Raw genomic sequence first — 21,465 nt, 5'->3', positions numbered from 1 at the left:
GTGGGTTCGCCCTTTCTCGACAGTCTGGCGGAGCGGACGGGGCTCGAACCCGCGACCCCCGGCGTGACAGGCCGGTATTCTAACCAACTGAACTACCGCTCCAAAATCTTTGCATTTCTTAGCCACTTTACTGCTTAGCGCCGAAGAATCGGGAGACTCGCCGACCTGCGGCCGGCCGCGGATTCGCTTGCAAGCGAATCCCTTCGAGCCCCGACCGCGACGTCCGCAGGGACGTCGCTACGGCGACTAAATTCGTGGCGGAGCGGACGGGACTCGAACCCGCGACCCCCGGCGTGACAGGCCGGTATTCTAACCAACTGAACTACCGCTCCACGAAATACTGGGTACTGCGTCATCCGGACCGGCCGGGAACCCACAACGGTCCAGGATGCTTCCTGCTGCGTGTCAGCGCAGCGGAGGCATTAGTTTACTGCATCTTTCAGGGCTTTGCCAGCCTTAAATTTCGGGACCTTGGCGGCCTTGATCGTGATGGCTTCCTTGGTACGCGGATCGCGGCCGGTGCGCGCGGCGCGCTCGCCCACGGTGAAGGTGCCGAAACCCACCAGGGTCACGCTGTCGTTGTTCTTCAGGGTCTGGGTCACGGCGTCGATCATCGCATCGAGGGCGCGCGCCGCAGAGGCTTTGGTCAGGTCCGCGGACTTCGCGATTTCTTCGATCAGTTCAGTTTTGTTCACTCTCTTCCCTCGTTCACGTTCTGGACACGGCTTGTTTTTTTACGTCAGAAATTGACCGCTGGCAAACCGTAAGGGCGTATTAGACATTTCGGAAATGCCTTGTGTCAAGCCGGGTATGCCTCGGAGCCGCATCCGCACCGCATAGACCGCGTTCAGTTGCTTGCAAGCCACTCGATCACGCGCCGGTGCGCGCGCCCTGGCTGATCCCGCGCATGAACAACGCCGGCGGCAACAGCGGCAAGATCAGCGGGCGCCCGGCCTGCAGGCCAGCGCCCGCGTCCCGGCCCGCGCCAGCGCCAGCGCCGCGCCGGCCAGCGCAACCGCGCGCGGCCCGAAATGCGCGACCGGTGCGCCGGGCGACGGATAGCTGACCATCATCGCCAGCCCGAGCGGCGCCGGCAGCCACACCATCGCGGCCGGCGATTGTCCGCACGCCTCGATCAGAAACAGCGGGATCAGCATCTGTCCCGCAAACGACACGCCGTTGGTGAGGAACTGTGCGGCCGCGGCCACGTTGAACACGCGGTTGCGAACTGGCCGAGGTCGATCAAGGCATGCTTGCCCTTGCGCCTCTGCACGCGCCAGAACAGCGCCAGCAGGCCGCCGCCCACGCCCTGCAGGATGCGGAACCCGATCAGCGAGGGCGCCGACCAGGCCAGCGCGCACAGCGCCGGGCTGGCGGTGAACAGCGCGAAGCACTATAGATAGACGGCGCGCGCCCCGGCGCGATCGACCAGGCAGCCGCTCGCGGGCAGCACCAGGGTCGGGGCCGGCAGATAGGCGCTGGTGACCACTGGATCGTCGACAGCGTCGTGTGCAGTTCCTGCGCCAGGTTCGACAGCGAGACGTTGACGATGGTCGCGTCCAGCTGCGCCAGCAGCGGGCCGACGATCACCACCGCGACGATCTTGCAGACCCCGGCGCCGAGCTTGTCCGCGGCCGGGTTTGTCTCGGGTTCGAGTCTGGCGAGGCGCATGTTCCGGGTCCTGGGCATAAAAAAAGGCGCCGCATGGGCGCCTTGCATAGGGCGCCGCGTGGGCGCCCGTCGGATGACGACGATCAGTGCTTGACCACGCCGCCCGGACCTTCGGCCGTGGCGGCCGGGGCGGCCGGCGCGACCGGCACCGCCGGCACGTCGACGATCGGCTCCGGCTGGCGTTCCAGGGCAACTTCGAGCACCTTCTCGATCCAGCGCACCGGCACGATCTCGAGCTTGTTCTTGACGTTGTCCGGAATGTCGGCCAGGTCCTTCACGTTCTGCTCGGGGATCAGCACGGTCTTGATGCCGCCGCGCTGCGCCGCCAGCAGTTTTTCCTTCAGGCCGCCGATCGGCAGGACTTCGCCGCGCAGCGTGATCTCGCCGGTCATGGCGACGTCGGCGCGGACCGGGATGCCGGTGAACACCGACACCAGCGCGGTGGTCATCGCGATACCGGCGGACGGACCGTCCTTCGGCGTCGCGCCTTCCGGCACGTGGATGTGGATGTCGGTCTTCTCGAACACCTCGCTCTTGATGCCCAGGCGCGGTGCACGCGAACGGACCACGGTGCGCGCGGCTTCGATCGATTCCTTCATGACGTCGCCCAGCGTACCGGTACGGATCACCGCGCCCTTGCCAGGCACTCCCACGGCTTCGATGGTCAGCAGGTCGCCTCCCACCTCGGTCCAGGCCAGGCCGACCACCTGGCCGATCTGGTTTTCCTTGCCCGCCGCACCGAAATCGTAGCGGCGCACGCCGAGGAACTTGTCGAGGTTCTTGGCGCCGACGACGACGCGCTTGCCGTCCTTCTTGAGCAGCAGCATCTTGACCACCTTGCGGCAGATCTTCGACACTTCGCGCTCGAGCGAACGCACGCCCGCTTCACGGGTGTAGTAACGGATGATGTCGCGGATCGCGGCCTCTTCGACCTTGATCTCCTCGTCCTTCAAGCCATTGGCCTTGATCTGCTTCGGCAGCAGGTAGCGCTGCGCGATCGAGGTCTTCTCGTCCTCGGTGTAACCCGACAGGCGGATCACTTCCATCCGGTCCAGCAGTGCCGGCGGGATGTTGAACGAGTTCGAGGTCGCCACGAACATCACGTCCGACAGGTCGAAGTCGACTTCGACGTAGTGGTCGGAGAACGTGTGGTTCTGCGCCGGGTCGAGCACTTCGAGCAGGGCCGAGGATGGATCGCCGCGGAAGTCCGCGCCCATCTTGTCGATCTCGTCGAGCAGGAACAGCGGGTTGCGCACGCCGACTTTCGACAGCGATTGCAGCACCTTGCCCGGCATCGAGCCGATGTAGGTACGGCGGTGGCCGCGGATCTCGGCCTCGTCGCGCACGCCGCCCAGCGCCATGCGCACGTACTTGCGGCCGGTCGCACGGGCGATCGACTCGCCCAGCGAGGTCTTGCCGACACCCGGAGGACCGACGAAGCACAGGATCGGGGCTTTCAGCTTGTCGACGCGCTGCTGCACCGCGAGGTACTCGAGGATGCGTTCCTTGATCTTGTCCAGGCCGTAATGGTCGGACTCGAGCACTTCCTGGGCTTTCTCGAGGTCGATCGTGACCTTCGATTTCTTACGCCACGGCAGGCCGACCAGGGTGTCGATGTAGTTGCGCACGACGGTGGCTTCGGCCGACATCGGCGACATCATCTTGAGCTTCTTGATCTCGCCCTGCGCCTTTTCCATCGCCTCTTTCGGCATCTTGGCAGCGATCACTTTCTTCTCGAGCTCTTCGATGTCGGCGCCATCTTCGCCTTCACCCAGCTCTTTCTGGATCGCCTTGACCTGTTCGTTCAGGTAGTACTCGCGCTGCGATTTTTCCATCTGGCGCTTGACGCGGCCGCGGATGCGCTTCTCGACTTGCAGGATGTCGAGCTCGCCTTCCAGCTGGCCGAGCAGGTGCTCGAGGCGCTTGGCGACGTTGAAGATCTCGAGGATCACCTGCTTTTGTTCGAGTTTCAGCGGCAGGTGGGCCGCGACGGTGTCGGCCAGGCGGCCCGCGTCGTCGATGCCGGCCAGCGAAGCCAGGATCTCGGGCGGGATTTTCTTGTTCAGTTTGACATACTGGTCGAACTGCTGGACGATGGCGCGGCGCATGGCCTCGACTTCGGAATCGTCGCCGACTTCCGAATTGATCGGCGTCAGGTCGGAGATGAAGTGGCTGGCGCCATCGGTGATGTGATTGATACGGGCGCGCTGCGCGCCTTCGACCAGCACCTTCACGGTGCCGTCGGGCAGCTTCAGCATTTGCAGAATATTGGCCACGCAGCCGATGTCGTAGATGTCTGCGGCCGAGGGTTCGTCTTTGGCAGCTGCCTTTTGAGCAGCGAGCATGATGCTCTTACCCTGTTCCATCGCGGCTTCGAGCGCCTTGATGGATTTGGGACGGCCGACGAAAAGCGGTATCACCATATGCGGAAACACCACCACATCGCGCAGCGGCAGCAGCGGCAGTGTCGTTTGCTCGGTCAATTTAGAAGTTGTCATGGCATACCTTATAGAAAGCGTGTTTTCGATGTGGGAGCACACCCCCAAAACACAAGACCGGCCCTATAAATATTTCTCCAGATAAAAGTTCTATAACTAGGCCTGGAGTATAGCCGTTTCAACAAAAACACGTTTTTCGAATAAAAAAGCCACGTCGAGACCGCGGTCACGAGTGGCTTTTCGTGGGAAACCGCCTTTTGTCGAGATTTATTGTACCGTCTCAACGGGGCGATTCAATACCTTTGTTGTGTTTGCGTCGGGAAATTTTTTAATTTTCTCCGGCGGCTTTTGGGCTTTCGCTGTAAATCAGCAAAGGCTTTGCGCCGTTCGTGATCGTGTTTTCATCGATCACGACTTTCACGACGTTTTGCTGGCTCGGCAATTCGTACATCACGTCCAGCAGCGCGTGTTCCAGGATCGAACGCAGGCCGCGTGCACCGGTCTTGCGTGCCAGCGCTTTCTTGGCGATCGCATGCAGGCCGGCCGGACGGATTTCGAGTTCAGCGCCTTCCATGTCGAGCAGCTTCGAATACTGCTTGATCAGGGCGTTTTTCGGCTCGACCAGGATCTGGATCAGCGCATCCTCGGTCAGTTCGGCCAGGGTCGCGACGACCGGCAGGCGGCCGACCAGCTCGGGAATCAGGCCGAACTTGATCAGGTCTTCCGGTTCCGCTTCCATCAGCACGTCGCTGACCGACCGCTGGGTCTGGCTCTTGACGCTGGCGCCGAAACCGATGCCCGATTTTTCCGAGCGGCTCTGGATCACCTTGTCGAGGCCGTCGAACGCGCCGCCGCAAATGAACAGGATGTTGGTCGTGTCGATCTGGACGAAATCCTGGTTCGGGTGCTTGCGACCGCCTTGCGGCGGTACCGAAGCCATGGTGCCCTCGATCAGTTTCAGCAGCGCCTGCTGCACGCCCTCGCCCGAGACGTCGCGCGTGATCGACGGGTTGTCGGACTTGCGCGAGATCTTGTCGATTTCGTCGATGTAGACGATGCCGCGCTGCGCCTTCTCGACTTCGTAATTGCAGCTCTGCAGCAGCTTCTGGATGATGTTCTCGACGTCCTCGCCCACGTAGCCGGCTTCGGTCAGCGTGGTGGCGTCGGCGATCACGAACGGCACGTTGAGCATGCGCGCCAGCGTCTGGGCCAGCAGGGTCTTGCCGGAACCGGTCGGGCCGACGAGCAGGATATTGCTCTTGGACAGCTCGATATCGTCCTTCTTGCCCAGGTGCTTGAGGCGCTTGTAATGGTTGTACACCGCCACCGACAGGATGCGCTTGGCCGTCTGCTGGCCGATCACGTACTGGTCGAGCAGTTCGGCGATCTCGTGTGGCGTCGGCAGGTCGGACTTGGCACCCGCCACCGATTCCACGTTCGAGGTCTCATCGCGGATGATGTCGTTGCACAAGTCGATGCACTCGTCGCAGATGAAGACCGAAGGTCCGGCGATCAGCTTCTTGACCTCGTGCTGGCTCTTGCCGCAGAACGAGCAGTACAGGAGTTTTTCGCCGCTGGAAGATTTTTTGTCAGACATGGGGCAGGTTTCTGTTGAATTGCTTCGAATATAACGCTAATACGGGGGCGCAACAAGAGCGCACGTCTCCATGCTACCGCAAATGAAAAATAAACGCCCGAAGCGCTGTCGCGTCCGGGCGTATTTGAGCAACAGCTAAGGATGGCTCAAAAAAGCGTGTCAGGCGCGGTTCGTCAGCACCTTGTCGATCAGCCCGTATTCCACGGCTTCGTCCGACGACATGAAGCGGTCGCGGTCCGTGTCCTTGTGGATCTGTTCGATCGTCTGGCCGGTATTGTCGGCCATGATGCGCGCCAGGCGCTCGCGCAGGTACAGGATTTCCTTGGCCTGGATCTCGATGTCCGACGCCATGCCCTGCGAACCGCCGGACGGCTGGTGGATCATCACGCGCGAGTTCGGCAGCGAGAAGCGCTTGCCCTTGGCGCCGGCGGCCAGCAGGAAGGCGCCCATCGACGCAGCCAGGCCGGTGCACAGGGTCGAGACGTCCGGCTTGATGAAGTTCATCGTATCGAAGATCGCCAGGCCGGCCGAGACCGAACCGCCCGGGGAGTTGATGTACAGCGAGATGTCCTTGTCCGGATTCTCGCTCTCCAGGAACAGCAGCTGGGCCACGATGAGGTTGGCCATCTGGTCGTTGACAGGGCCGACCAGGAAAATGACTCGCTCCTTCAGCAGGCGCGAGTAGATGTCATAGGCGCGCTCGCCGCGGCCGCTCTGCTCGATCACCATCGGCACGAGGCCGAGGGCTTGGGTATCCAATGCCGGATTATGATTCATACCTGCCAATGTCCTTTCAGAAAAGTTAAGGGAGCCCCCGACGGCCCGCGATCCGGTCGCTGGCCGCACGCGGCTCCTGAACTGCCTACCGCTGTTATTGTACAGCGGCAGGCGCGGGATCCTGCGTACGGTCGCAAACGGTGCGCGGCGGCGTCAAAGGGCTCCCGGCAAGGAAGCCTGAGACCGTTTCAGTCTCAAGCCTGGGCGGCGCTGCCCATCAGCTCGTCGAAGCCGATGTCCTTGGTCGTCACCTTTGCCTTGCCCAGCACATAGTTAACGACGTTTTCTTCCAATACAAGAGCTTCGATCTCGCCCAGGCGGCGGCGGTCGCTGTAGTAGTACTTCAGCACTTCCTTCGGATCTTCGTAGCTTTGTGCGAAGTCTTCGATCTGGGCCTTGACCTGGTCCTGGCTGGCTTGCAGGCTGTTTTCCTGGACCAGCTGCGACAGGATCAGGCCCAGGCGCACGCGGCGCTCGGCCTTGGTGGCGAACAGGTCGGCCGGGAACGGCAGGCTCTTGACGTCCATGCCGCGCTGGGCCATGTCCTGGCGGGTCTGCTCGGCCAGGCGCTCCGAATCCTGGGCGACCATGACTTGCGGCACGTCCATTTCGGTGTGCTTGACCAGGGCGTCCATCACGGTTTCCTTGTTGCGCGCCTTGATGCGGGCGTTGACTTCGCGCTCCAGGTTGACCTTGATGTCTTCGCGCATCTTCTCGACGCTGCCGTCTTCGATGCCCAGCGAGCGGGCGAATTCCTCGTCGACTGCCGGCATGTGCGCCCACTCCAGCTTCTTCAGGGTGATGGTAAACTCGGCGGTCTTGCCGGCCACGTCCTTGCCGTGGTAATCCTCAGGGAAGGCCAGCGGGAAGGTCTTGCTCTCGCCGACTTTCAGGCCGATGGTGGCGGCTTCGAATTCCGGCAGCATGCGGCCTTCGCCCAGCACGAAGGCGTAGTCTTCCGCCTTGCCGCCATCGAACTCGACGCCGTCGATGGTGCCGGTGAAGTCCACGGTCACGCGGTCGCCATCAGCGGCCACGGCTTCGCCGCCGTCGCCGTGCTCGCCCGATTCACCCTTGGTGTGGTAGTGCACGCGCTGCTTGCGCAGGATGTCGATGGTCTTGTCGATTTCGGCGTCCGACACGTCGGCCTTGACGGTCTCGACTTCGACGCTCGCCAGGTCCGGCAGCGACACTTCCGGATAGACTTCGAAAGTCGCGTCGAAGGCCAGCATGCCTTCCGGCGCGTCCTGTTTCGGCTCGATTTTCGGCATGCCGGCGACGCGCAGCTGGGCTTCGTCGGCAGCCTGGCCGAAGGCCTGGCCGACTTTGTCGTTCAGCACGTCGGACTCGATCTGGAAGCCGTACTGGGCAGCGACCATCTTGAGCGGCACCTTGCCCGGACGGAAGCCCGGAGCGCGCGCGGTCTTGGCCTGCTTCTTGAGGCGCTTTTCAACTTCCGTACGAACGTCGCTCAGCGGAAAAGTAATCGTCAAGCGACGCTCGAGTTTACCCAGGTTTTCGACTGCAGTTGCCATTGTAAAAATCGTCCAAAAAAATAATTATTCGTGGTGCGAGGAGGGGGACTCGAACCCCCACACCATTGCTGGCGTCAGGACCTAAACCTGGTGCGTCTACCAATTTCGCCATCCTCGCTCAGGATTGCTTCTTGCCACAAAAACAAAGGGCGCCCGACTGAATACCGGCCGCCCTGCACGCCTCACGGGTATCCCGATAACCGCACGCGCGTCGCATTGAATGCCGCCAATGACGGTGTTCGACACCCTTTTTGCTTAGGGGCTACAACTTCAACCCGATATTTTACTGGATTTTCTGACACGATTGGCCAGTTTTTTAATACCGTGCGCGACTGGCAATTTTTCGCCGAAGAATCAGCGTGCCACACCGACGCGCTTGCCGGTTCGCCAATCTGTCCGGATCGACAACCCAGCAATTATAATGGCCGCTCAATCCAGATTCCTGCTCATGGCCGTCGACCATTACGAAAACTTCCCCGTCGCCTCGATCCTGCTGCCGCGCCGCCTGGTGCCGGCGGTCGAGGCCATCTACGCTTTCGCGCGCAGCGCCGACGACATCGCCGACGAGGGCGACGCCCTGCCCCACGAGCGCCTGGCCGCGCTGCAGGGGTATGAGGAGGCGCTTGACATGATCGACGCCGGCGCGCCGCCGGCCGCCCAGATGTGGACGCGCCTGGCCGCGGCCATCGAACAATACCGCCTGCCGTTGCAGCCGCTGCGCGACCTGCTCAGCGCGTTCAAGCAGGACGTGGTCACCAAACGCTATGCCGACTATGCATTGCTGCTCGACTATTGCCGACGCTCGGCCAATCCGGTCGGGCGCCTGATGCTGGCGCTGTACGGCGAAGTCGACGCCCTGAGCCTGCGCCAGTCCGATGCGGTCTGCAGCGCCCTACAGCTGATCAACTTCTGGCAGGACGTGGCGATCGACATCGACAAGGGCCGGATCTACCTGCCGCTCGAGGATCTGGCGCGTTTCAACGTGGGCGAGGACGACATCCGCCAGGCGCGCACCGGGCCGGCCTGGGAGGCGCTGATGCGCTTCGAGGTCGAGCGGGCGCGCGCGCTGATGCTCGAGGGTGCGCCGCTGGCCACGCGCCTGCCGGGCCGCATCGGCTGGGAGCTGCGCCTGGTCGTGCAGGGCGGCCTGCGCATCCTGGAAGCCATCGAAGCGGCGCGCTACGACGTGTTCCGCCACCGCCCGCAGCTCGGCAAAGTCGACTGGGTGATGCTGCTGTGGCGCGCGGCCCGGATGTAAACGCGGCTGCGACCACCCGATCCGCCATCGCCCATCTGCCATCGGCTAATATAGCGGGCCAACACCAACACTACGATATGTCCCCCGACGAATACTGCCAACAAAAGACCGTCCAAAGCGGCTCCAGCTTCTATTACAGCTTCCTGTTCCTGCCGCCCGAGCGGCGCCGCGCGATCACGGCGCTGTATGCCTTTTGCCGGGAAGTCGACGACATCGTCGACGAAACCACCGACCCCTCGGTGGCGCGCATCAAGCTGGCCTGGTGGCGCGGCGAGATCGCCCAGCTGTACGCCGGCGCGCCGACCCATCCGGTCAGCCAGGCCCTGAAACCCCACCTGCAAGCCTTCGATCTGAAGCAGGAACACTTGCTTGCCATCGTCGACGGCATGGAGATGGACCTGGACCAGTCGCGCTACCTGGACTGGCCGGGCCTGCGCAAGTACTGCTGGCACGTGGCCGGCGTGGTCGGCATCCTGTCGGCCAGCATCTTCGGCGTGACCGATCCCCGGACCTTGGAGTATGCCGAAAAGCTCGGCCTGGCGTTCCAGATGACCAACATCATCCGCGACGTCGGCGAGGATGCGCGCAAGGGCCGCATCTACCTTCCCGTCAACGAACTGCAGCAGTTCGGCGTGACCGCGGCCGACATCATGAGCTTCCGCCACACCGACAAGTTCGTCGCGCTGATGAAGTTCCAGGCCGAACGCGCCCAGGGCTTCTACGACGAAGCCCTGGCGCTGCTGCCGAAGCAGGACCGGCGCGCGCAGCGCCCGGGGCTGATGATGGCGGCGATCTACCGCACGCTGCTCGACGAGATCGAGCGCGACGGCTTTCATGTACTGAACCAGAAGATTTCCCTGACGCCGCTGCGCAAGCTGTGGCTGGCGTGGAAGACCTATGTCCGCAACTAAGACCGGCACCGCCCGGCGCAGCGTCGCCGTGATCGGCGGCGGCTGGGCCGGCTGCGCGGCGGCGCTCGAGCTGAGCGCGCGCGGCTGCGAGGTCACGCTGCACGAGGCGGCGCGCGCGCTGGGCGGACGCGCACGCGCGGTGCAGGCGCGCGGACGCGTGCTGGACAATGGCCAGCACATCCTGCTCGGCGCCTACCGCGACAGCCTGGGGCTGATGCGGCGCGTCGGCCTCGACCCGAATCAGACGATGCTGCGCCTGCCGCTGCAGATGCGCTATCCGCCCGCCGCCGGTCACGACGCCCCTGCCCTGCTGGATTTCGCCGCGCCGCGCCTGCCGGCGCCGCTGCACGTGCTGGTGGCGCTGCTGCGCGCGCAGGGGCTGGAGCGCGCCGACAAGCTGGCGCTGGCGCGTTTCACCACCAGCGCGCGCTGGATGGACTGGCATCTGAAAAACGACTGCAGCGTCATCGAACTGCTGGAGCGCTTCGACCAGACCCCGCGCCTGTACCGGCTGCTGTGGCGCCCGCTGTGCATCGCGGCGCTCAACACCGACCCGGCGCAGGCATCGGCGCGCGTGTTCCTGGCGGTGCTGCGCGACAGCCTGGGCGCGAAACGCGCGGCGTCGGACATGCTGCTGCCGCGCGTGCTGCTCGACGAACTGTTCCCGCAGGCGGCGCGGCGCCACCTGGAGGCGGCCGGCGCGCGCGTGCTGCTGGGCAGCCGGGTCGAGTCGATCGCACCGCTGGAAGACGGAGGCTGGAGCGTGCGCGCCGGCGGAGTCGACGCACGGTACGACGCCGTGGTGCTGGCCACCGCGCCCTGGCAGAGCGCGTCGCTGCTGCGCCCGCTGGCCGGCACGGCAAGCCTGGTCGGCCGCCTGGAGGCCCTCGCCTACGAGCCGATCTGCACGGTCTACCTGCAATATGCGCCCGGAACGCGGCTGCCGCTGCCCTTCTGCGCCCTGCTCGACGATCCGGACGCCGGCGCCTGGGGCCAGTTCGCCTTCGACCGCGGCCAGCTCGACGCCAGCCAGGACGGCTTGCTGGCGGTGGTGGTCAGCAGCGCCGGCCGCGCCATCGCGCTCGAGCAGGCGCTGCTCGCCGAGGCGGTGGCGCGCCAGCTGGCCGAGGCCTTCGGGAACGCGGCGCTCGGCTTGCCGGCGTGGACCCAGGTGATCGCCGAAAAGCGCGCCACCTTCGCCTGCACGCCGGACCTGGACCGCCCCGGCGTCGACAGCGGCCCGCGTGGCCTGCTGCTGGCCGGCGACTATACCGCCAGCGACTATCCGGCCACGCTGGAGTCGGCGGTGCGCAGCGGCCTGGCGGCGGCGCTGGCAGCCGCGCCGGCAAAGGGCGGCCAATGAGCGATGACGCCGCGTGCCCCTCGTCGGCGCGGGCAACCGCCTGCCCCGCGAAAAACGCAGTTTGTCGCACGGCAGTGGCCGCGTCCGGGCGCCTTGCTTACAGTGGCAGCATCGAAACCCCTGTGAACGGATAGGCAATGAACCTGACTCTTGGCGTGCGCACCCTGCTGCTCCTGGCCGTCGTGACCGCGGCCACCGTGGTCCTGGTGCATCCGGCGCTGGCCGGTGGCCACCCGGCCCTCGAGACGCTGCTGGTGCTGGCGGGCAGCTGAGCCGGCGCCGCGAATGCCGATGAAGGATCGATGAACGCCACGATGGGAAAACTCGACTACCTGAATGCCCTCAAGCGCTCCATGCTGGGCCTGCCGCCCGAGATGCAGGCGCGCACCCTGGCCGCTTACGAGCAGCGCTTCGTCGATGGCGAAGCGGCCGGGCGCGACGAGCTCGACGTCGGGCGCGAACTCGACGACCCGAACCAGGTCGCGCTCGCGCTGCGCACCAGCGCGCATCTGCAGTCGCTCGGCGCCGGCGCGGCGGCAGGAGCAGCTGGAGCGGCTGGAGCGGCAGGAGCTGCGGCAGCCGCGCCGGCAGCGCCTGCAGCGCCGAACGCATCGTTCGCGGTCAAGGGCGGAACCGGGATGCGCAACCCGGCGCGCATGCTGCGCATGCTGGTGTCGGGCGCGGGCCTGGCCGTGTTCAACCTGTTCATGCTGGTGCCGGCGCTGGTGGTGTCGGCGCTGCTGGCCGCGGTGTACGTGTGCGCACTGACGTTCTACCTGGCCGGCATCGCCACCACCGCCAGCGGCCTGGCCGGCACCAACGAGCTGGTGCTCGACTGGCCGACCCGTTTCGCCGACATCAGCGCCGACGACGGCCGCCCGCGCCAGCTGCGCATCGACATCGGCGAGCGCGGCATCAACGTGCATCCCGAACGCGCGCCGGCCCTGGCCGACGACCGCGCCGACGACCGCGCCGGCGACAACAGCGCAGGTAACGACGACGAGGCCGGCGACGACGACACCGGCAGCGCGCGTGCGCGCGAACGCCGCGCCCGCTCGCGCGTGCTGCGCGGCGCCGAGGCGATGGCCGACAGCACCGTGCGCATCAGCACCGGCATGGACGCCGGCTCGCGCAGCGCCCAGACCGCGTTCGGCTTCGCGATGGTGCTGGGCGGGATCGGATTGTGCCTGCTGGCCCTGACCGTCACGCGCTACACCTGGATCGGCTTCAAGCGCTACCTGCACATGAACTGGTCGCTCTTGCGCGGCCACGGAGGCTGACATGCGTGCCCTGCTCAAGACCGGCTTCACGCTGCTGCTGCTCGCCTTCCTGCTGATCGGGATCTCGTACAGCATGCTGCGCGCCCAGGTCGCCAGCGGCGCGCTTGCTGCAGGCAACCGCCTGGCGGCCAGCGAAAGCCGCCCGCTCGACCGCAGCCCCGGCACGGTCGAACTCAGCGGTCCATTCAACCTGGTGCTGCGCCAGGGCCCGGCGCCGGCGCTGGAAGTGCGCGGCGAGCAGCGCGTGCTGGCCAACGTCGACACCACGATCGACGGCGACACGCTGCGCATCGCCCCGCGCGGCATCCTGCTGCGCCACCGCCAGCCGATCGAGGTGCGCGTCACGCTGCCGGCACTGAGCACGCTGCGCATCAACGGCAGCGGCGAGCACACGGTCAGCGGCTTTTCCGGCGAGCGCCTGGCGCTGTCGATGGACGGCACCGGCAGCATGCGCTTCAACGGCCGCTACCGCATCGTCCACGTCGGCGTGCACGGCAGCGGCGACCTCGAACTCACCGGCGGCAACTGCGAAGCGATGAACGCCGAACTGACCGGTTCGGGCAGCCTGACCCTGGTCGGCGCCGCCCAATCGCTGAACGCCGGGGTGCAAGGCTCGGGCCAGCTCGACGCGCGCCACCTGCGCGCCGAGGTCGCGACGCTGACCCACCAGGGCTCCGGCAGCAGCAGCATCTACGCGCGCCGCCAGGCCGAGGTGACGCTCACCGGCAGCGGCGACATCGCCGTGTACGGCAATCCCGACCGCAGGACCGTCACACGCAGCGGCAGCGGCAGCGTCACCTTCCACGACTGAAGCACGGCGTGGCGTGGCATGCCGCGCCTCAGCTTTGGCGCAGCCCCAGCCAGCGGCGCGCCGACGGCAGGCCGCGCAGCAGCGTGCACTCGATCAGCAGCACCAGCAGCAGCGAAGCGCCGAACAGCGGCAGCAGCAGCGCCAGCAGGAGCACCGCCGCGATCAGCGAAGCCGGCGGCCGCGCCCGCCCCGTGGTCCGCTTCGACTGCGGCGGCGCGCCCAGCGAACGCGCCGGGCGGCGGCGCCACCACATCACCACGCCGCTCACCGTGATCAGGACGATCCCGATCGCATTGAGCAGCAGGATCGCCTGGTTGGCGCGTCCGAACAGCTGGCCCTCGTGCGCCGCCACCGAGACGTTGACGACGCGGTCGACGATGTTCTGGTCGGCGAAGCCCTGCACCGCGGTGACGGCGGCGCTGGCCGGCGCCACGCTGTAGGTGATGCGCTGCGGCCGGTTCTGGGCGTGCGACGAGATCGACCAGTCGCGCACGCCCGCGGCCGGGGCCGCGATCCACACCGGGCGCGCCAGCTGCAGGCGCGCGGCGAGCGGGACCAGGCGGTCGAGCGGGCGCAGATCCTGCCTCTGGTCTGGGTGCGCCATGTCGTGGCCGCCGGACCGCGGGGTCATGGCCGCCATCTCGGCGGCGCTCATGCCGGGCATGCTGGCCATCGCATCCTCGGCCGGCTCGCCCGACGCGGTGGCGGTCGAACGCTGCGGACCGGGCGCCTCGCCGCCGATGGTCCAGTCGGGCGCGCCGCGCGTGGCGGCCCAGTGATTGCGCGCCCAGGTCAGGTAGTTGCCCCAGTTGGCCGACCACGGCAGGCCGCTGAGCAGCAGGAACAAGGTCACCAGCGAGATCCACAGGCCGGCCACCGCGTGCAGGTCGCGCCAGAACGCGCGCCCGCGCTGTTCGAGACGCGGATAGACCATCCCGGCCAGGCGCCATCGGTCGCGCGGCAGCCAGAGATACAGGCCGCTGAGAATCATGATCACGCCCCAGGAACCGGCCAGTTCGACCAGCATCGAGCCGCGCGGCCCGAGCAGCAGTTCGCCGTGCAGGTGCGAGACCACGTCCATGATGCGGTCGTCGTCGCGGATCGTCTTCAGAGGCTGCAGCGTGCGCGGGTGGACGTAGACCCGCACGGGCTGGCCATCGCGGCGCAGCACGACCTGCGCCGCGCCGGTGGGGGTCGCCGGCGGCTCGTAATGGTCGAACGCGGCGCCCGGCAGCGTGGCGAGCGCGGCGCGCACTTCGCTGGAGGGCGCCGCGCGCGGCCCGTCCAGCACCAGCGCCTCGTAGGGCCGGTCCAGGATCGCCTCGATATCCGGGCGGAACAGGTAGACCGAACCGGTGATCGCCAGCCAGCAAAAGAACGGCATGCAGAACAGGCCGGCGTAGAAATGCCAGCGCCACACGCTGACGTAGTCGAGCCAGGGTCGGCGCGCCGCCTCGATCGAAGATGGGCTGCTCATCTCAGAAGCGGTAGGCCACGGTCAGCTGGCCAGAGAACGGCTGGCTCGGTGCCAGCGTGTAGTTGAAGACGCTCGCCGAACCGCCCGTGTAATAGCGGCGGTCGAACAGGTTGGTAAAGTTCAACTGGGTGCGCCAGCGGCCGGCCTGGTAGTACACGGCCGCGTCGGCGCGCACGTAGCCCGGCAACCGCCAGGTGTTGGGCAGGTTGGCTTCGCGCGCGCCGACGTAGTACAGGCCGGCACCGACGCCCAAGCCGTGCAAGGCGGGCGCCTGGAATTCGTAGGTGCTCCAGGCGCTGGCGTGGTGGCGCGGCACGTTCGACAGCGCGTCGCCGACCGGCAGCACGTTGTCGCTCACGACCGTGGCGTCGAGGCAGGTGTAGCTGGCGATCAGCTTCCAGTTCGGCGCCAGCGTGCCGGCGACGTCGAATTCGAGCCCGCGGCTGCGCTGCCTGCCGGTCAGGACTTCGCGCATCGGGTCCGTCGGATCGGCCGTCAGGATGTTCTCGCGCTCGAGGTTGAAGATCGCCAGCGTCGAATTCAGGCGGTCCTTGACGAATTCGTATTTGACGCCGGCCTCGGTCTGCTGGCCGATCTCGGCGTCGTAGGTGCTGGTGCTGACACCGTGGGCGACGTTCGGCGCGTGGCTGCGGCTCCAGTCGGCGAACAGCGAGGTGCGCTCGTCCGGCTGCCAGACCACGCCGATGCGCGGCGAGACGGCGTTCTGCGAGCTGCGCGCGACTTCGGCGCCGCCCAGCAGCTCGCGGTTCTCGAAGCGGTCGGCGCGCAGGCCCAGGTGCAGCTTCCATTGCGGTGCGAGGTCGACCAGGTCCTGCAGGTACACGCCCAAGTCCTTGCCCTGGGCCTGGTGGTAGGGCCCGGCCGGTGACGTCGGCGCCAGCGGGAACAGCGCGGCGGGGTTGGACAGGTCGAGCGTCAGCGTCGCCACCGGCGAGCCGGCGCCGCCCTGCTCGAGGTAGCCGTAGTCGATGCCGGCCAGCAGGTTATGCTTGAGCCCGGCCGCGAGCACGCGCCCGGCCAGCTCGGCCTGCACGTCGTACTGGCGCGAGGCTTCGTTGGCGGCGCTGTACACCGAATAGTCGAGCAGATTGCCGCCGGTGTAGCCGTCCAGGTTCGGAAAGCTCTGCTGCGAGCGCTGGTGCGCATAGGCGTAATGCGCGGCCATGCGCAGCTTCCAATCGTCATTCAGCGCGTGCTCGAACAGCAGCGACGCGGCCTGGGTGCCGTTCCTGCCATAGTCGCCGGCGGCGCCCGGCGCCATGCCGTCGCGCAGGCCGTAGTAGCGGGTCGGCGGCAGCGCACGGTAGTCGGCGATGTTCGGCACGCCAAAGTCGAAGCCGTCCCGGCTCAGATGGTTGAACTCGGCCAGGAACACGATCGAGGTGCCGCGCTTGTCGGTCCAGCTGATCGCCGGGGCCAGCGACCAGGAGTCGTACCCGGCATCGTCGCGGTAGCCGTGGTTCTTTTCGACCGCGCCGTTCAGGCGTATCGACAGGCCGCTGTCCAGCGCGCGGTTGACGTCGAGCATGCCGCGGTACAGGCCGTAGCTGCCGGCGGTCAGGGCGACTTGACCGAAATCCTCCGCTTGCGGACGCTTGGAGACCGTGTTGACGTACCCGCCGACGGCGCCGACGCCGCCGTACAAGGCGCCGGCCGGACCCTTGAAGACTTCGACGCGCTCGATGTTCTGGACATCGCGGAAGGCCAGGTAGCCATAGTCGCGGAAGCCGTCGCGCAAACCGTTGTTTTCGGAAAAGCCGCGGATGTTGAAGAAGGTCGCGCCATTGCCGCCGTAGGTCGACTCGGCCAGCACGCCGCTGACGTTTTCCAGCAGCTGGTCGGTGCGGGTGACGCCACGGTCGCTCAGGACTTCGTGCGGCACCACCTGGATCGAGGCCGCCAGGTCCTTGAGCGGGGCGTCGCTGCGGGTGGTGCTGGCCGCGCTCGCGGCCTGGTAGCCCTCGGCGGCGCCGTGCACGGTCACGGTCGGCAGCGCCTGGGGGGCGGTCTCGTCGCCGGCGCGCGCCGGCACCATATGGGAAGCGAGGGCAAAAGGGAAAGCAAACGACAGGGCCACGGCGATCGGCGTGGCGCGGGTGTTACCGGAAGCGTTGGACAGGCGGATGGGTTGGGACATTGGGGTTCCTCGAACTGGATTCATCGACGCCGCACGGCGCGCGTCAGCATGGCGTCGCGGGCCGGCAAAGACTGCCACGCACGATGCGGCATGCATTGGCGCGCACGCAAAGCGCGTCCTTGCGGATGCGATAAAGCGTCACGGCGGCAAACAGGGATGGATTCAGACGGAGGCAGGCGGCCCGCGCGGACTCGAAGGGGTCCAGGCGAACAGCGGCGCGATCGACTGGTAGAACAGCGGTGGATGGGCCGGGCGGGCCAGCGGCGCCGCGAAGACGCTCTGGAGCGGCGAAGGCAGCAGCGCCGGGCCGGCGTGCACGGCGCAGTAGGGGCAATGCTCGAGGAAGTGCTCGAAGCGGTGCGGATCGAACTTGCGGGCCGGGCCATTGGCGATGACGATGGTCTTCATGCCTTCCATCGTGCACACCTGCACTTCCTCGTCCGCCGGGGCGGCCGCCGCCATCGCGTGCGAAATCGTCGGCGCCAGGGCGCTGAACAGGATGGCCAGTGCGGCGATCCAGATCCAGGCGACCTTTTGTTTGACGAGTTTGTGCATATGACAATTATAGCGGAAGCGCGCCGGCCGCATTTCGAAGCGTGGCGCCGCGCGCACGCGTATACGTGTGCACGCGCGTGTGCCTGCGCGCGTCGGCCCGGGCGAGTCTGCGGTCAGGCCTGCGCGCCGCGCAGCCAGTCGAGCGCGCCCTGTCCGGCCGCCCGTCCGCTGCCGAAGCAGGCGGTGAGCAGGTAGCCGCCGGTCGGCGCTTCCCAGTCGACCATCTCGCCGGCCACGAACACGCCGGGCAGCGCGCGCAGCATGCCGCCCGCACCCTCCAGCGCTTCGAAGCGCACGCCGCCGCCGCTGCTGATCGCCTCGTCGATCGGGCGCGCGCGCAGCAGGGTCAGCGGCAGGGCCTTGAGCGCGTGCGCCAGCCGCACCGGATCGGCGAATTCCGCCTTGCCCAGGCATTCGCGCAGCAGGCCGGCCTTCACGCCGGCGATGCCGAGCCGGCTTTGCAGATGGCTCGACAGCGAACGCGAGCCGCGCGGACGTGTCACTTCCTCCAGCACGCGCTCGAGGCCGTGGTCGGGCAGCAGGTCGAGCCGGACCGTGGCCTGGCCGGCGTGCGCGATGCGGTCGCGGATCGCGCCGGACAGCGCGTACACCAGGCTGCCCTCGATGCCGGTCGCGGTGACCACGAACTGGCCCTTGCGCCAGGCGATGCGGCCATCCTCGCCGTCCAGTCCGAGCGCCACGGTGGTGAGCGGCGCGCCGGCATGGCGCTCGCGGAAGTGTTCGCTCCAGTCGGCCTCGAAACCGCAATTCATCGGCACCAGGTCGGCCACCTCGACCGCGCGTTCGCGCAGCAGCGGCACCCAGGCGCCGTCCGAACCGAGGCGCGACCAGCTGGCGCCGCCCAGCGCCAGCACGGTCGCGGCGGCGCTTCCCAGCCGCTCGCCCTCGGGCGTGGCGAACACCAGCCGGCCGTCGCGCCAGCCGGTCCAGCGATGGCGCATGTGCAAGCGCACGCCGGCTTCGCGCAGACGGTGCAGCCAGGCGCGCAGCAGCGGCGCCGCCTTCATGTCGGTCGGGAACACGCGCCCCGAGCTGCCGACGAAGGTGTCGATGCCCAGGCCGTGGATCCATGCGCGCACCTGCTGCGGCGTGAAGCCCTCTAACCAGCGCGCCACCTCGCCGCGGCGTACGCCGTAGCGGCCCTTGAAAGCGTCGATGTCCTCCGAGTGCGTGATGTTCATGCCGCCCTTGCCCGCCAGCAGGAACTTGCGGCCGCACGACGCCATCGCGTCGTACACGTCGACTTGCACGCCGCCCGCGGCCAGGACTTCGGCCGCCATCAGGCCGGCGGGACCGGCGCCGACGACGATGGCGCGGCGCGTTGCGGTAGGAGTGACGTTCATGGCGGGACGGATGGGAAAACCGGAAACCGGGCATTGTAGTGCACGAGCCGGAAAAAGGCGCGAACAAACGATGTAAAGGGAGCTTGACATCCTCCCCAGGCGCGCCTACGATGTAAAGCATACTTTACATCAGGAGGAAGCCATGTACGAGAAACGCGTCTCGCGTGCCTACAACCTCGAGCTGCTCGTGTCGCTGGCGGTGTACGCGCTGCTGCTGCTCGCATCGATCCGCTTCGGCCGGCCGATGGACGAGGGCCTGCCCCGCTCCCTGGTCCTGCTGGCGCCGATGATCGGCTTCGCCCTGATGATCCGCGCGCTGGTGCGCCACGCCGCGCGCATCGACGAGTACCAGCGCGTGCGCCTGCTGGAAAACGTCGCGCTGGCCGCCGCCATCACCGCGGCGCTGAGCTTCAGCTACGGCTTCCTGGAGACCGCCGGCTACCCCAGGCTGTCGATGTTCGCCGTGTGGATCGCGCTGGCCGGCAGCTTCGCGCTGGTCTGCGCCACGCGCGCGTGGCGTGAGCGAGAATGAACAAAAGCCATCGACCATGAAGAACCAGATCCGAGAATTGCGCGCCGCGCGCGGCTGGAGCCAGGCCCACCTGGCCGAGCAGCTGTCGGTGTCGCGCCAGACCGTGATCGCGATCGAGACCGGGCGCTACGACCCGAGCCTGCCGCTTGCCTTCGCGATATCCAAGCTGTTCGACCAAGCGATCGAAACGATCTTTTATCCAGACCAGGAGCCAGCATGAAACCCGCCGTCGCCCGCGCCATCTTCATCACCGCCATCCTCAGCGCCCTCGCTTCGGCGCGCCAATCGGACGCCCAGACCGTGTCCGCTCCCACCCCGGCGGCGCCCTCGGCTGCTGCATCGTCCGCGCCGGCGGCCAACCGCTTCGCCGCCACCATCGCCCCGGCCGAGCGCTTCGAAGTGCGCGGCGTGCTGGTCGAGCGCCACGGCAGCGGCGGCCGCCCGCTGATCCTGATCCCCGGCCTGATGAGCGGCAGCTGGGTCTGGCAAGACACGATCCGCGCCTTCAGCAAGGACCACGCGATCTACGTGCTGACGCTGCCCGGCTTCGACGGCCGTCCCGCGGCCGGTGCGGACGCCTTCGCCAATGCGCGCGCCGCGGTCGAGGAACTGATCGCCAGCCGCAAGCTGGCCAAGCCGGTCATCGTCGGCCACAGCATCGGCGGCACGCTCGGTATTGCCGTGGCCGAGGACCGCCCGGACGTCATCGGCGGTCTGGTCTCGATCGACGGGCTGGCGGTGTTCCCCGGGACCGAAGACCTGCCGCCAGGCGCGCGTCCGGCCGCGGCCGAGCGCATCCGCGCCAGCATGGCGAGCGCCAGGGGCGACGCGTTCGCCGGCCAGCAGCAGAGCTACATGCGTACCATCGGCGTGCTCGACATGGACATGGCCGGCGAGCTGGCCAAGCTGACCGCGCGCAGCGACCCGGTGTCCAGCGCGCGCTACGCCGCCGACGTGGTGGCGCTCGACCTCAGGCCGGGCTTGAAGACGATCACGGCGCCGGTGCTGGTGATCGCGCCGTTCTACGACCAGGACGGCGCCTCGCAGGGCATCGGCGAAAAGGACAAGGCCGGCTATTACGCCAGGCTGATGGAAGGCACGCCGAAGCTGCAGGTGCTGCCGGTGGCGCCGGCGCGCCACTTCGCGATGTTCGACGAGCCGCAGAAAATCAACGATGCCATCGCCAGCTTCCTGAAAACGCTTTGATCGGCCCGGGGCGGGGCCGGCCCGGCATTCACCCGGCAGCGGCACGGTCCCGCCCGCCTTCACCTCGCGCATCACGAACGAGGTGTAGACCTCCTTCACGCTCGGCAGCGCATTGATGCAGCTTTCCGAAAACACGCCATACGCTTCCAGGTCCTTGGCCAGCGCCATCAGCTGGTAATCGTAGCGCCCCGAGATGCGGTGGCAGGACAGCACCTGCGGGATGCCCTGCACCGCGCGCTCGAAGGCCTGCAGGTGGCGCGTGTCCTTCTTGTCGAGCGAGATGTGCACGAATGCCGTCACCTGGTAGCCCAGCCGGGCCGGGTCCAGCCGTGCCTGGTAGGCGCGGATCACGCCATCTTCTTCGAGCCGCTTGACGCGCCGCCAGCACGGCGAGGTCGACAGCGACACGCGCTCGGCCAGGTCGGCGCTCGACAGCCGCGCATTGTCCTGCAGTTGTTCGAGGATCTGGAGATCCACCCGGTCCAGTCGCGATGTAGTCATTGCGTCGATGTCACGAAATTGAAATAAACGT

Annotated in this window: 20 protein-coding genes, 3 tRNA genes and 1 pseudogene; 9 read left to right on the top strand and 15 right to left on the bottom strand. The window is 67.0% G+C overall.

Annotated elements, in window-relative coordinates; translation table 11 throughout:
• Window positions 1-25: 25 nt before the first annotated feature.
• The 10 genes from FA90_RS05825 to FA90_RS05785 all read right to left on the bottom strand — a co-directional run bounded on the left by FA90_RS05825 (window position 26) and on the right by FA90_RS05785 (window position 8,136).
• A tRNA-Asp gene (locus tag FA90_RS05825) sits at window positions 26-102 on the bottom strand.
• Between the two features lie 153 nt (window positions 103-255).
• Window positions 256-332: transfer RNA gene (locus FA90_RS05820), tRNA-Asp, on the bottom strand.
• Between the two features lie 90 nt (window positions 333-422).
• Window positions 423-695 (bottom strand): HU family DNA-binding protein, encoded by a 273-nt coding sequence (locus FA90_RS05815; RefSeq protein ID WP_036166878.1) that lies wholly within the window; start codon window positions 693-695, stop codon window positions 423-425.
• Between the two features lie 243 nt (window positions 696-938).
• Window positions 939-1,217: a hypothetical protein gene (locus FA90_RS27640; protein WP_051971470.1), complete on the bottom strand. Its 279-nt coding sequence runs from the start codon at window positions 1,215-1,217 to the stop codon at window positions 939-941.
• A 112-nt stretch (window positions 1,218-1,329) separates the two neighbouring features.
• A complete protein-coding gene (locus FA90_RS27635) occupies window positions 1,330-1,671 on the bottom strand; it encodes a hypothetical protein (protein WP_156116601.1) in 342 nt (113 codons plus the stop codon).
• A gap of 83 nt (window positions 1,672-1,754) precedes the next feature.
• The gene (gene lon, locus FA90_RS05805; RefSeq protein ID WP_036166876.1) at window positions 1,755-4,169 is read right to left on the bottom strand and encodes an endopeptidase La; all 2,415 of its coding nucleotides are present in this window, start codon (window positions 4,167-4,169) and stop codon (window positions 1,755-1,757) included.
• Between the two features lie 268 nt (window positions 4,170-4,437).
• On the bottom strand, window positions 4,438-5,706 hold the full coding sequence (clpX, locus tag FA90_RS05800; RefSeq protein WP_036166874.1) for an ATP-dependent Clp protease ATP-binding subunit ClpX: 1,269 nt from the start codon (window positions 5,704-5,706) through the stop codon (window positions 4,438-4,440).
• Between the two features lie 159 nt (window positions 5,707-5,865).
• Window positions 5,866-6,483 carry an ATP-dependent Clp endopeptidase proteolytic subunit ClpP gene (gene clpP, locus FA90_RS05795; protein ID WP_036166872.1) on the bottom strand — a complete coding sequence of 206 codons (618 nt, stop codon included), beginning with the start codon at window positions 6,481-6,483 and terminating at the stop codon, window positions 5,866-5,868.
• Window positions 6,484-6,677: 194 nt separating this feature from the next.
• Window positions 6,678-8,018: a trigger factor gene (gene tig / locus FA90_RS05790; protein WP_036166869.1), complete on the bottom strand. Its 1,341-nt coding sequence runs from the start codon at window positions 8,016-8,018 to the stop codon at window positions 6,678-6,680.
• A gap of 31 nt (window positions 8,019-8,049) precedes the next feature.
• Window positions 8,050-8,136 (bottom strand) — tRNA-Leu (locus FA90_RS05785).
• Window positions 8,137-8,466: 330 nt separating this feature from the next.
• Between FA90_RS05785 and hpnC the strand changes: the two genes are divergently transcribed.
• From hpnC to FA90_RS05760, 6 genes are all read left to right on the top strand, one after another.
• Entirely contained in the window at window positions 8,467-9,276 is an 810-nt protein-coding gene (hpnC, locus tag FA90_RS05780; protein WP_036166865.1) for a squalene synthase HpnC, read from the top strand.
• Window positions 9,277-9,353: 77 nt separating this feature from the next.
• Window positions 9,354-10,187, top strand: coding sequence for a presqualene diphosphate synthase HpnD (gene hpnD, locus FA90_RS05775; protein ID WP_036166862.1), 834 nt, complete (start codon window positions 9,354-9,356; stop codon window positions 10,185-10,187).
• Window positions 10,174-11,550, top strand: a complete 1,377-nt coding sequence (gene hpnE / locus FA90_RS05770) for a hydroxysqualene dehydroxylase HpnE (RefSeq protein ID WP_036166859.1) — start codon at window positions 10,174-10,176, stop codon at window positions 11,548-11,550. The genes hpnD and hpnE overlap by 14 nt, the downstream gene beginning before the upstream one ends.
• 137 nt (window positions 11,551-11,687) lie before the next feature.
• Entirely contained in the window at window positions 11,688-11,822 is a 135-nt protein-coding gene (locus FA90_RS27490) for a hypothetical protein (protein WP_275041308.1), read from the top strand.
• A gap of 30 nt (window positions 11,823-11,852) precedes the next feature.
• On the top strand, window positions 11,853-12,830 hold the full coding sequence (locus tag FA90_RS05765; RefSeq protein ID WP_051971468.1) for a DUF1700 domain-containing protein: 978 nt from the start codon (window positions 11,853-11,855) through the stop codon (window positions 12,828-12,830).
• 1 nt (window position 12,831) lies between these two features.
• Window positions 12,832-13,641 carry a head GIN domain-containing protein gene (locus FA90_RS05760; RefSeq protein WP_036166856.1) on the top strand — a complete coding sequence of 270 codons (810 nt, stop codon included), beginning with the start codon at window positions 12,832-12,834 and terminating at the stop codon, window positions 13,639-13,641.
• A gap of 28 nt (window positions 13,642-13,669) precedes the next feature.
• Here FA90_RS05760 and FA90_RS05755 read toward each other — a convergent pair whose 3' ends face one another.
• The 4 genes from FA90_RS05755 to FA90_RS05740 form a co-directional block, all read right to left on the bottom strand.
• Window positions 13,670-15,118, bottom strand: a complete 1,449-nt coding sequence (locus FA90_RS05755) for a PepSY domain-containing protein (protein ID WP_051971467.1) — start codon at window positions 15,116-15,118, stop codon at window positions 13,670-13,672.
• 1 nt (window position 15,119) lies between these two features.
• Window positions 15,120-17,276, bottom strand: coding sequence for a TonB-dependent siderophore receptor (locus FA90_RS05750; protein WP_036166853.1), 2,157 nt, complete (start codon window positions 17,274-17,276; stop codon window positions 15,120-15,122).
• Window positions 17,277-17,438: 162 nt separating this feature from the next.
• Window positions 17,439-17,831, bottom strand: coding sequence for a DUF2946 domain-containing protein (locus FA90_RS05745; protein WP_036166850.1), 393 nt, complete (start codon window positions 17,829-17,831; stop codon window positions 17,439-17,441).
• A 113-nt stretch (window positions 17,832-17,944) separates the two neighbouring features.
• Window positions 17,945-19,195, bottom strand: coding sequence for a TIGR03862 family flavoprotein (locus FA90_RS05740; protein WP_051971466.1), 1,251 nt, complete (start codon window positions 19,193-19,195; stop codon window positions 17,945-17,947).
• A gap of 142 nt (window positions 19,196-19,337) precedes the next feature.
• Between FA90_RS05740 and FA90_RS05735 the strand changes: the two genes are divergently transcribed.
• From FA90_RS05735 to FA90_RS05725, 3 genes are read left to right on the top strand one after another with little or no spacing between them, the layout of a single operon-like run.
• Window positions 19,338-19,727, top strand: a complete 390-nt coding sequence (locus FA90_RS05735; protein WP_036166847.1) for a hypothetical protein — start codon at window positions 19,338-19,340, stop codon at window positions 19,725-19,727.
• 16 nt (window positions 19,728-19,743) lie between these two features.
• Window positions 19,744-19,947, top strand: a complete 204-nt coding sequence (locus tag FA90_RS05730; RefSeq protein WP_036166845.1) for a helix-turn-helix transcriptional regulator — start codon at window positions 19,744-19,746, stop codon at window positions 19,945-19,947.
• Complete coding sequence (locus FA90_RS05725; RefSeq protein WP_036166842.1) at window positions 19,944-20,933, top strand: alpha/beta fold hydrolase; 990 nt, start codon at window positions 19,944-19,946, stop codon at window positions 20,931-20,933. Before FA90_RS05730 ends, FA90_RS05725 begins: the two co-directional genes overlap by 4 nt.
• 123 nt (window positions 20,934-21,056) lie before the next feature.
• Here the strand turns inward: FA90_RS05725 and FA90_RS25505 are convergent.
• Window positions 21,057-21,434 (bottom strand): annotated as a pseudogene (locus FA90_RS25505) (Lrp/AsnC family transcriptional regulator); the annotation flags it as partial.
• Between the last annotated feature and the right edge of the window lie 31 nt (window positions 21,435-21,465).

The organism is Massilia sp. 9096 (assembly GCF_000745265.1).
Lineage (GTDB): Bacteria > Pseudomonadota > Gammaproteobacteria > Burkholderiales > Burkholderiaceae_D > Telluria.
Note: the sequence above shows the minus strand (reverse complement) of the source record. Positions and strands in the feature narration are given on the sequence as shown.

Excerpts from the sequence above, each read along its gene's own strand:
- FA90_RS05725 (WP_036166842.1), top strand. The coding sequence starts at position 19,944 with ATGAAACCCGCCGTCGCCCGCGCCATCTTCATCACCGCCATCCTCAGC.
- FA90_RS05765 (WP_051971468.1), top strand. The coding sequence starts at position 11,853 with ATGAACGCCACGATGGGAAAACTCGACTACCTGAATGCCCTCAAGCGC.
- FA90_RS05730 (WP_036166845.1), top strand. The coding sequence starts at position 19,744 with ATGAAGAACCAGATCCGAGAATTGCGCGCCGCGCGCGGCTGGAGCCAG.
- tig (WP_036166869.1), bottom strand. The coding sequence starts at position 8,018 with ATGGCAACTGCAGTCGAAAACCTGGGTAAACTCGAGCGTCGCTTGACG.
- clpP (WP_036166872.1), bottom strand. The coding sequence starts at position 6,483 with ATGAATCATAATCCGGCATTGGATACCCAAGCCCTCGGCCTCGTGCCG.
- FA90_RS05740 (WP_051971466.1), bottom strand. The coding sequence starts at position 19,195 with ATGAACGTCACTCCTACCGCAACGCGCCGCGCCATCGTCGTCGGCGCC.
- FA90_RS05755 (WP_051971467.1), bottom strand. The coding sequence starts at position 15,118 with ATGAGCAGCCCATCTTCGATCGAGGCGGCGCGCCGACCCTGGCTCGAC.
- FA90_RS05735 (WP_036166847.1), top strand. The coding sequence starts at position 19,338 with ATGTACGAGAAACGCGTCTCGCGTGCCTACAACCTCGAGCTGCTCGTG.
- FA90_RS05750 (WP_036166853.1), bottom strand. The coding sequence starts at position 17,276 with ATGTCCCAACCCATCCGCCTGTCCAACGCTTCCGGTAACACCCGCGCC.
- hpnE (WP_036166859.1), top strand. The coding sequence starts at position 10,174 with ATGTCCGCAACTAAGACCGGCACCGCCCGGCGCAGCGTCGCCGTGATC.
- FA90_RS27490 (WP_275041308.1), top strand. The coding sequence starts at position 11,688 with ATGAACCTGACTCTTGGCGTGCGCACCCTGCTGCTCCTGGCCGTCGTG.
- FA90_RS05745 (WP_036166850.1), bottom strand. The coding sequence starts at position 17,831 with ATGCACAAACTCGTCAAACAAAAGGTCGCCTGGATCTGGATCGCCGCA.
- FA90_RS27635 (WP_156116601.1), bottom strand. The coding sequence starts at position 1,671 with ATGCGCCTCGCCAGACTCGAACCCGAGACAAACCCGGCCGCGGACAAG.
- FA90_RS05760 (WP_036166856.1), top strand. The coding sequence starts at position 12,832 with ATGCGTGCCCTGCTCAAGACCGGCTTCACGCTGCTGCTGCTCGCCTTC.
- clpX (WP_036166874.1), bottom strand. The coding sequence starts at position 5,706 with ATGTCTGACAAAAAATCTTCCAGCGGCGAAAAACTCCTGTACTGCTCG.
- lon (WP_036166876.1), bottom strand. The coding sequence starts at position 4,169 with ATGACAACTTCTAAATTGACCGAGCAAACGACACTGCCGCTGCTGCCG.
- hpnD (WP_036166862.1), top strand. The coding sequence starts at position 9,354 with ATGTCCCCCGACGAATACTGCCAACAAAAGACCGTCCAAAGCGGCTCC.
- hpnC (WP_036166865.1), top strand. The coding sequence starts at position 8,467 with ATGGCCGTCGACCATTACGAAAACTTCCCCGTCGCCTCGATCCTGCTG.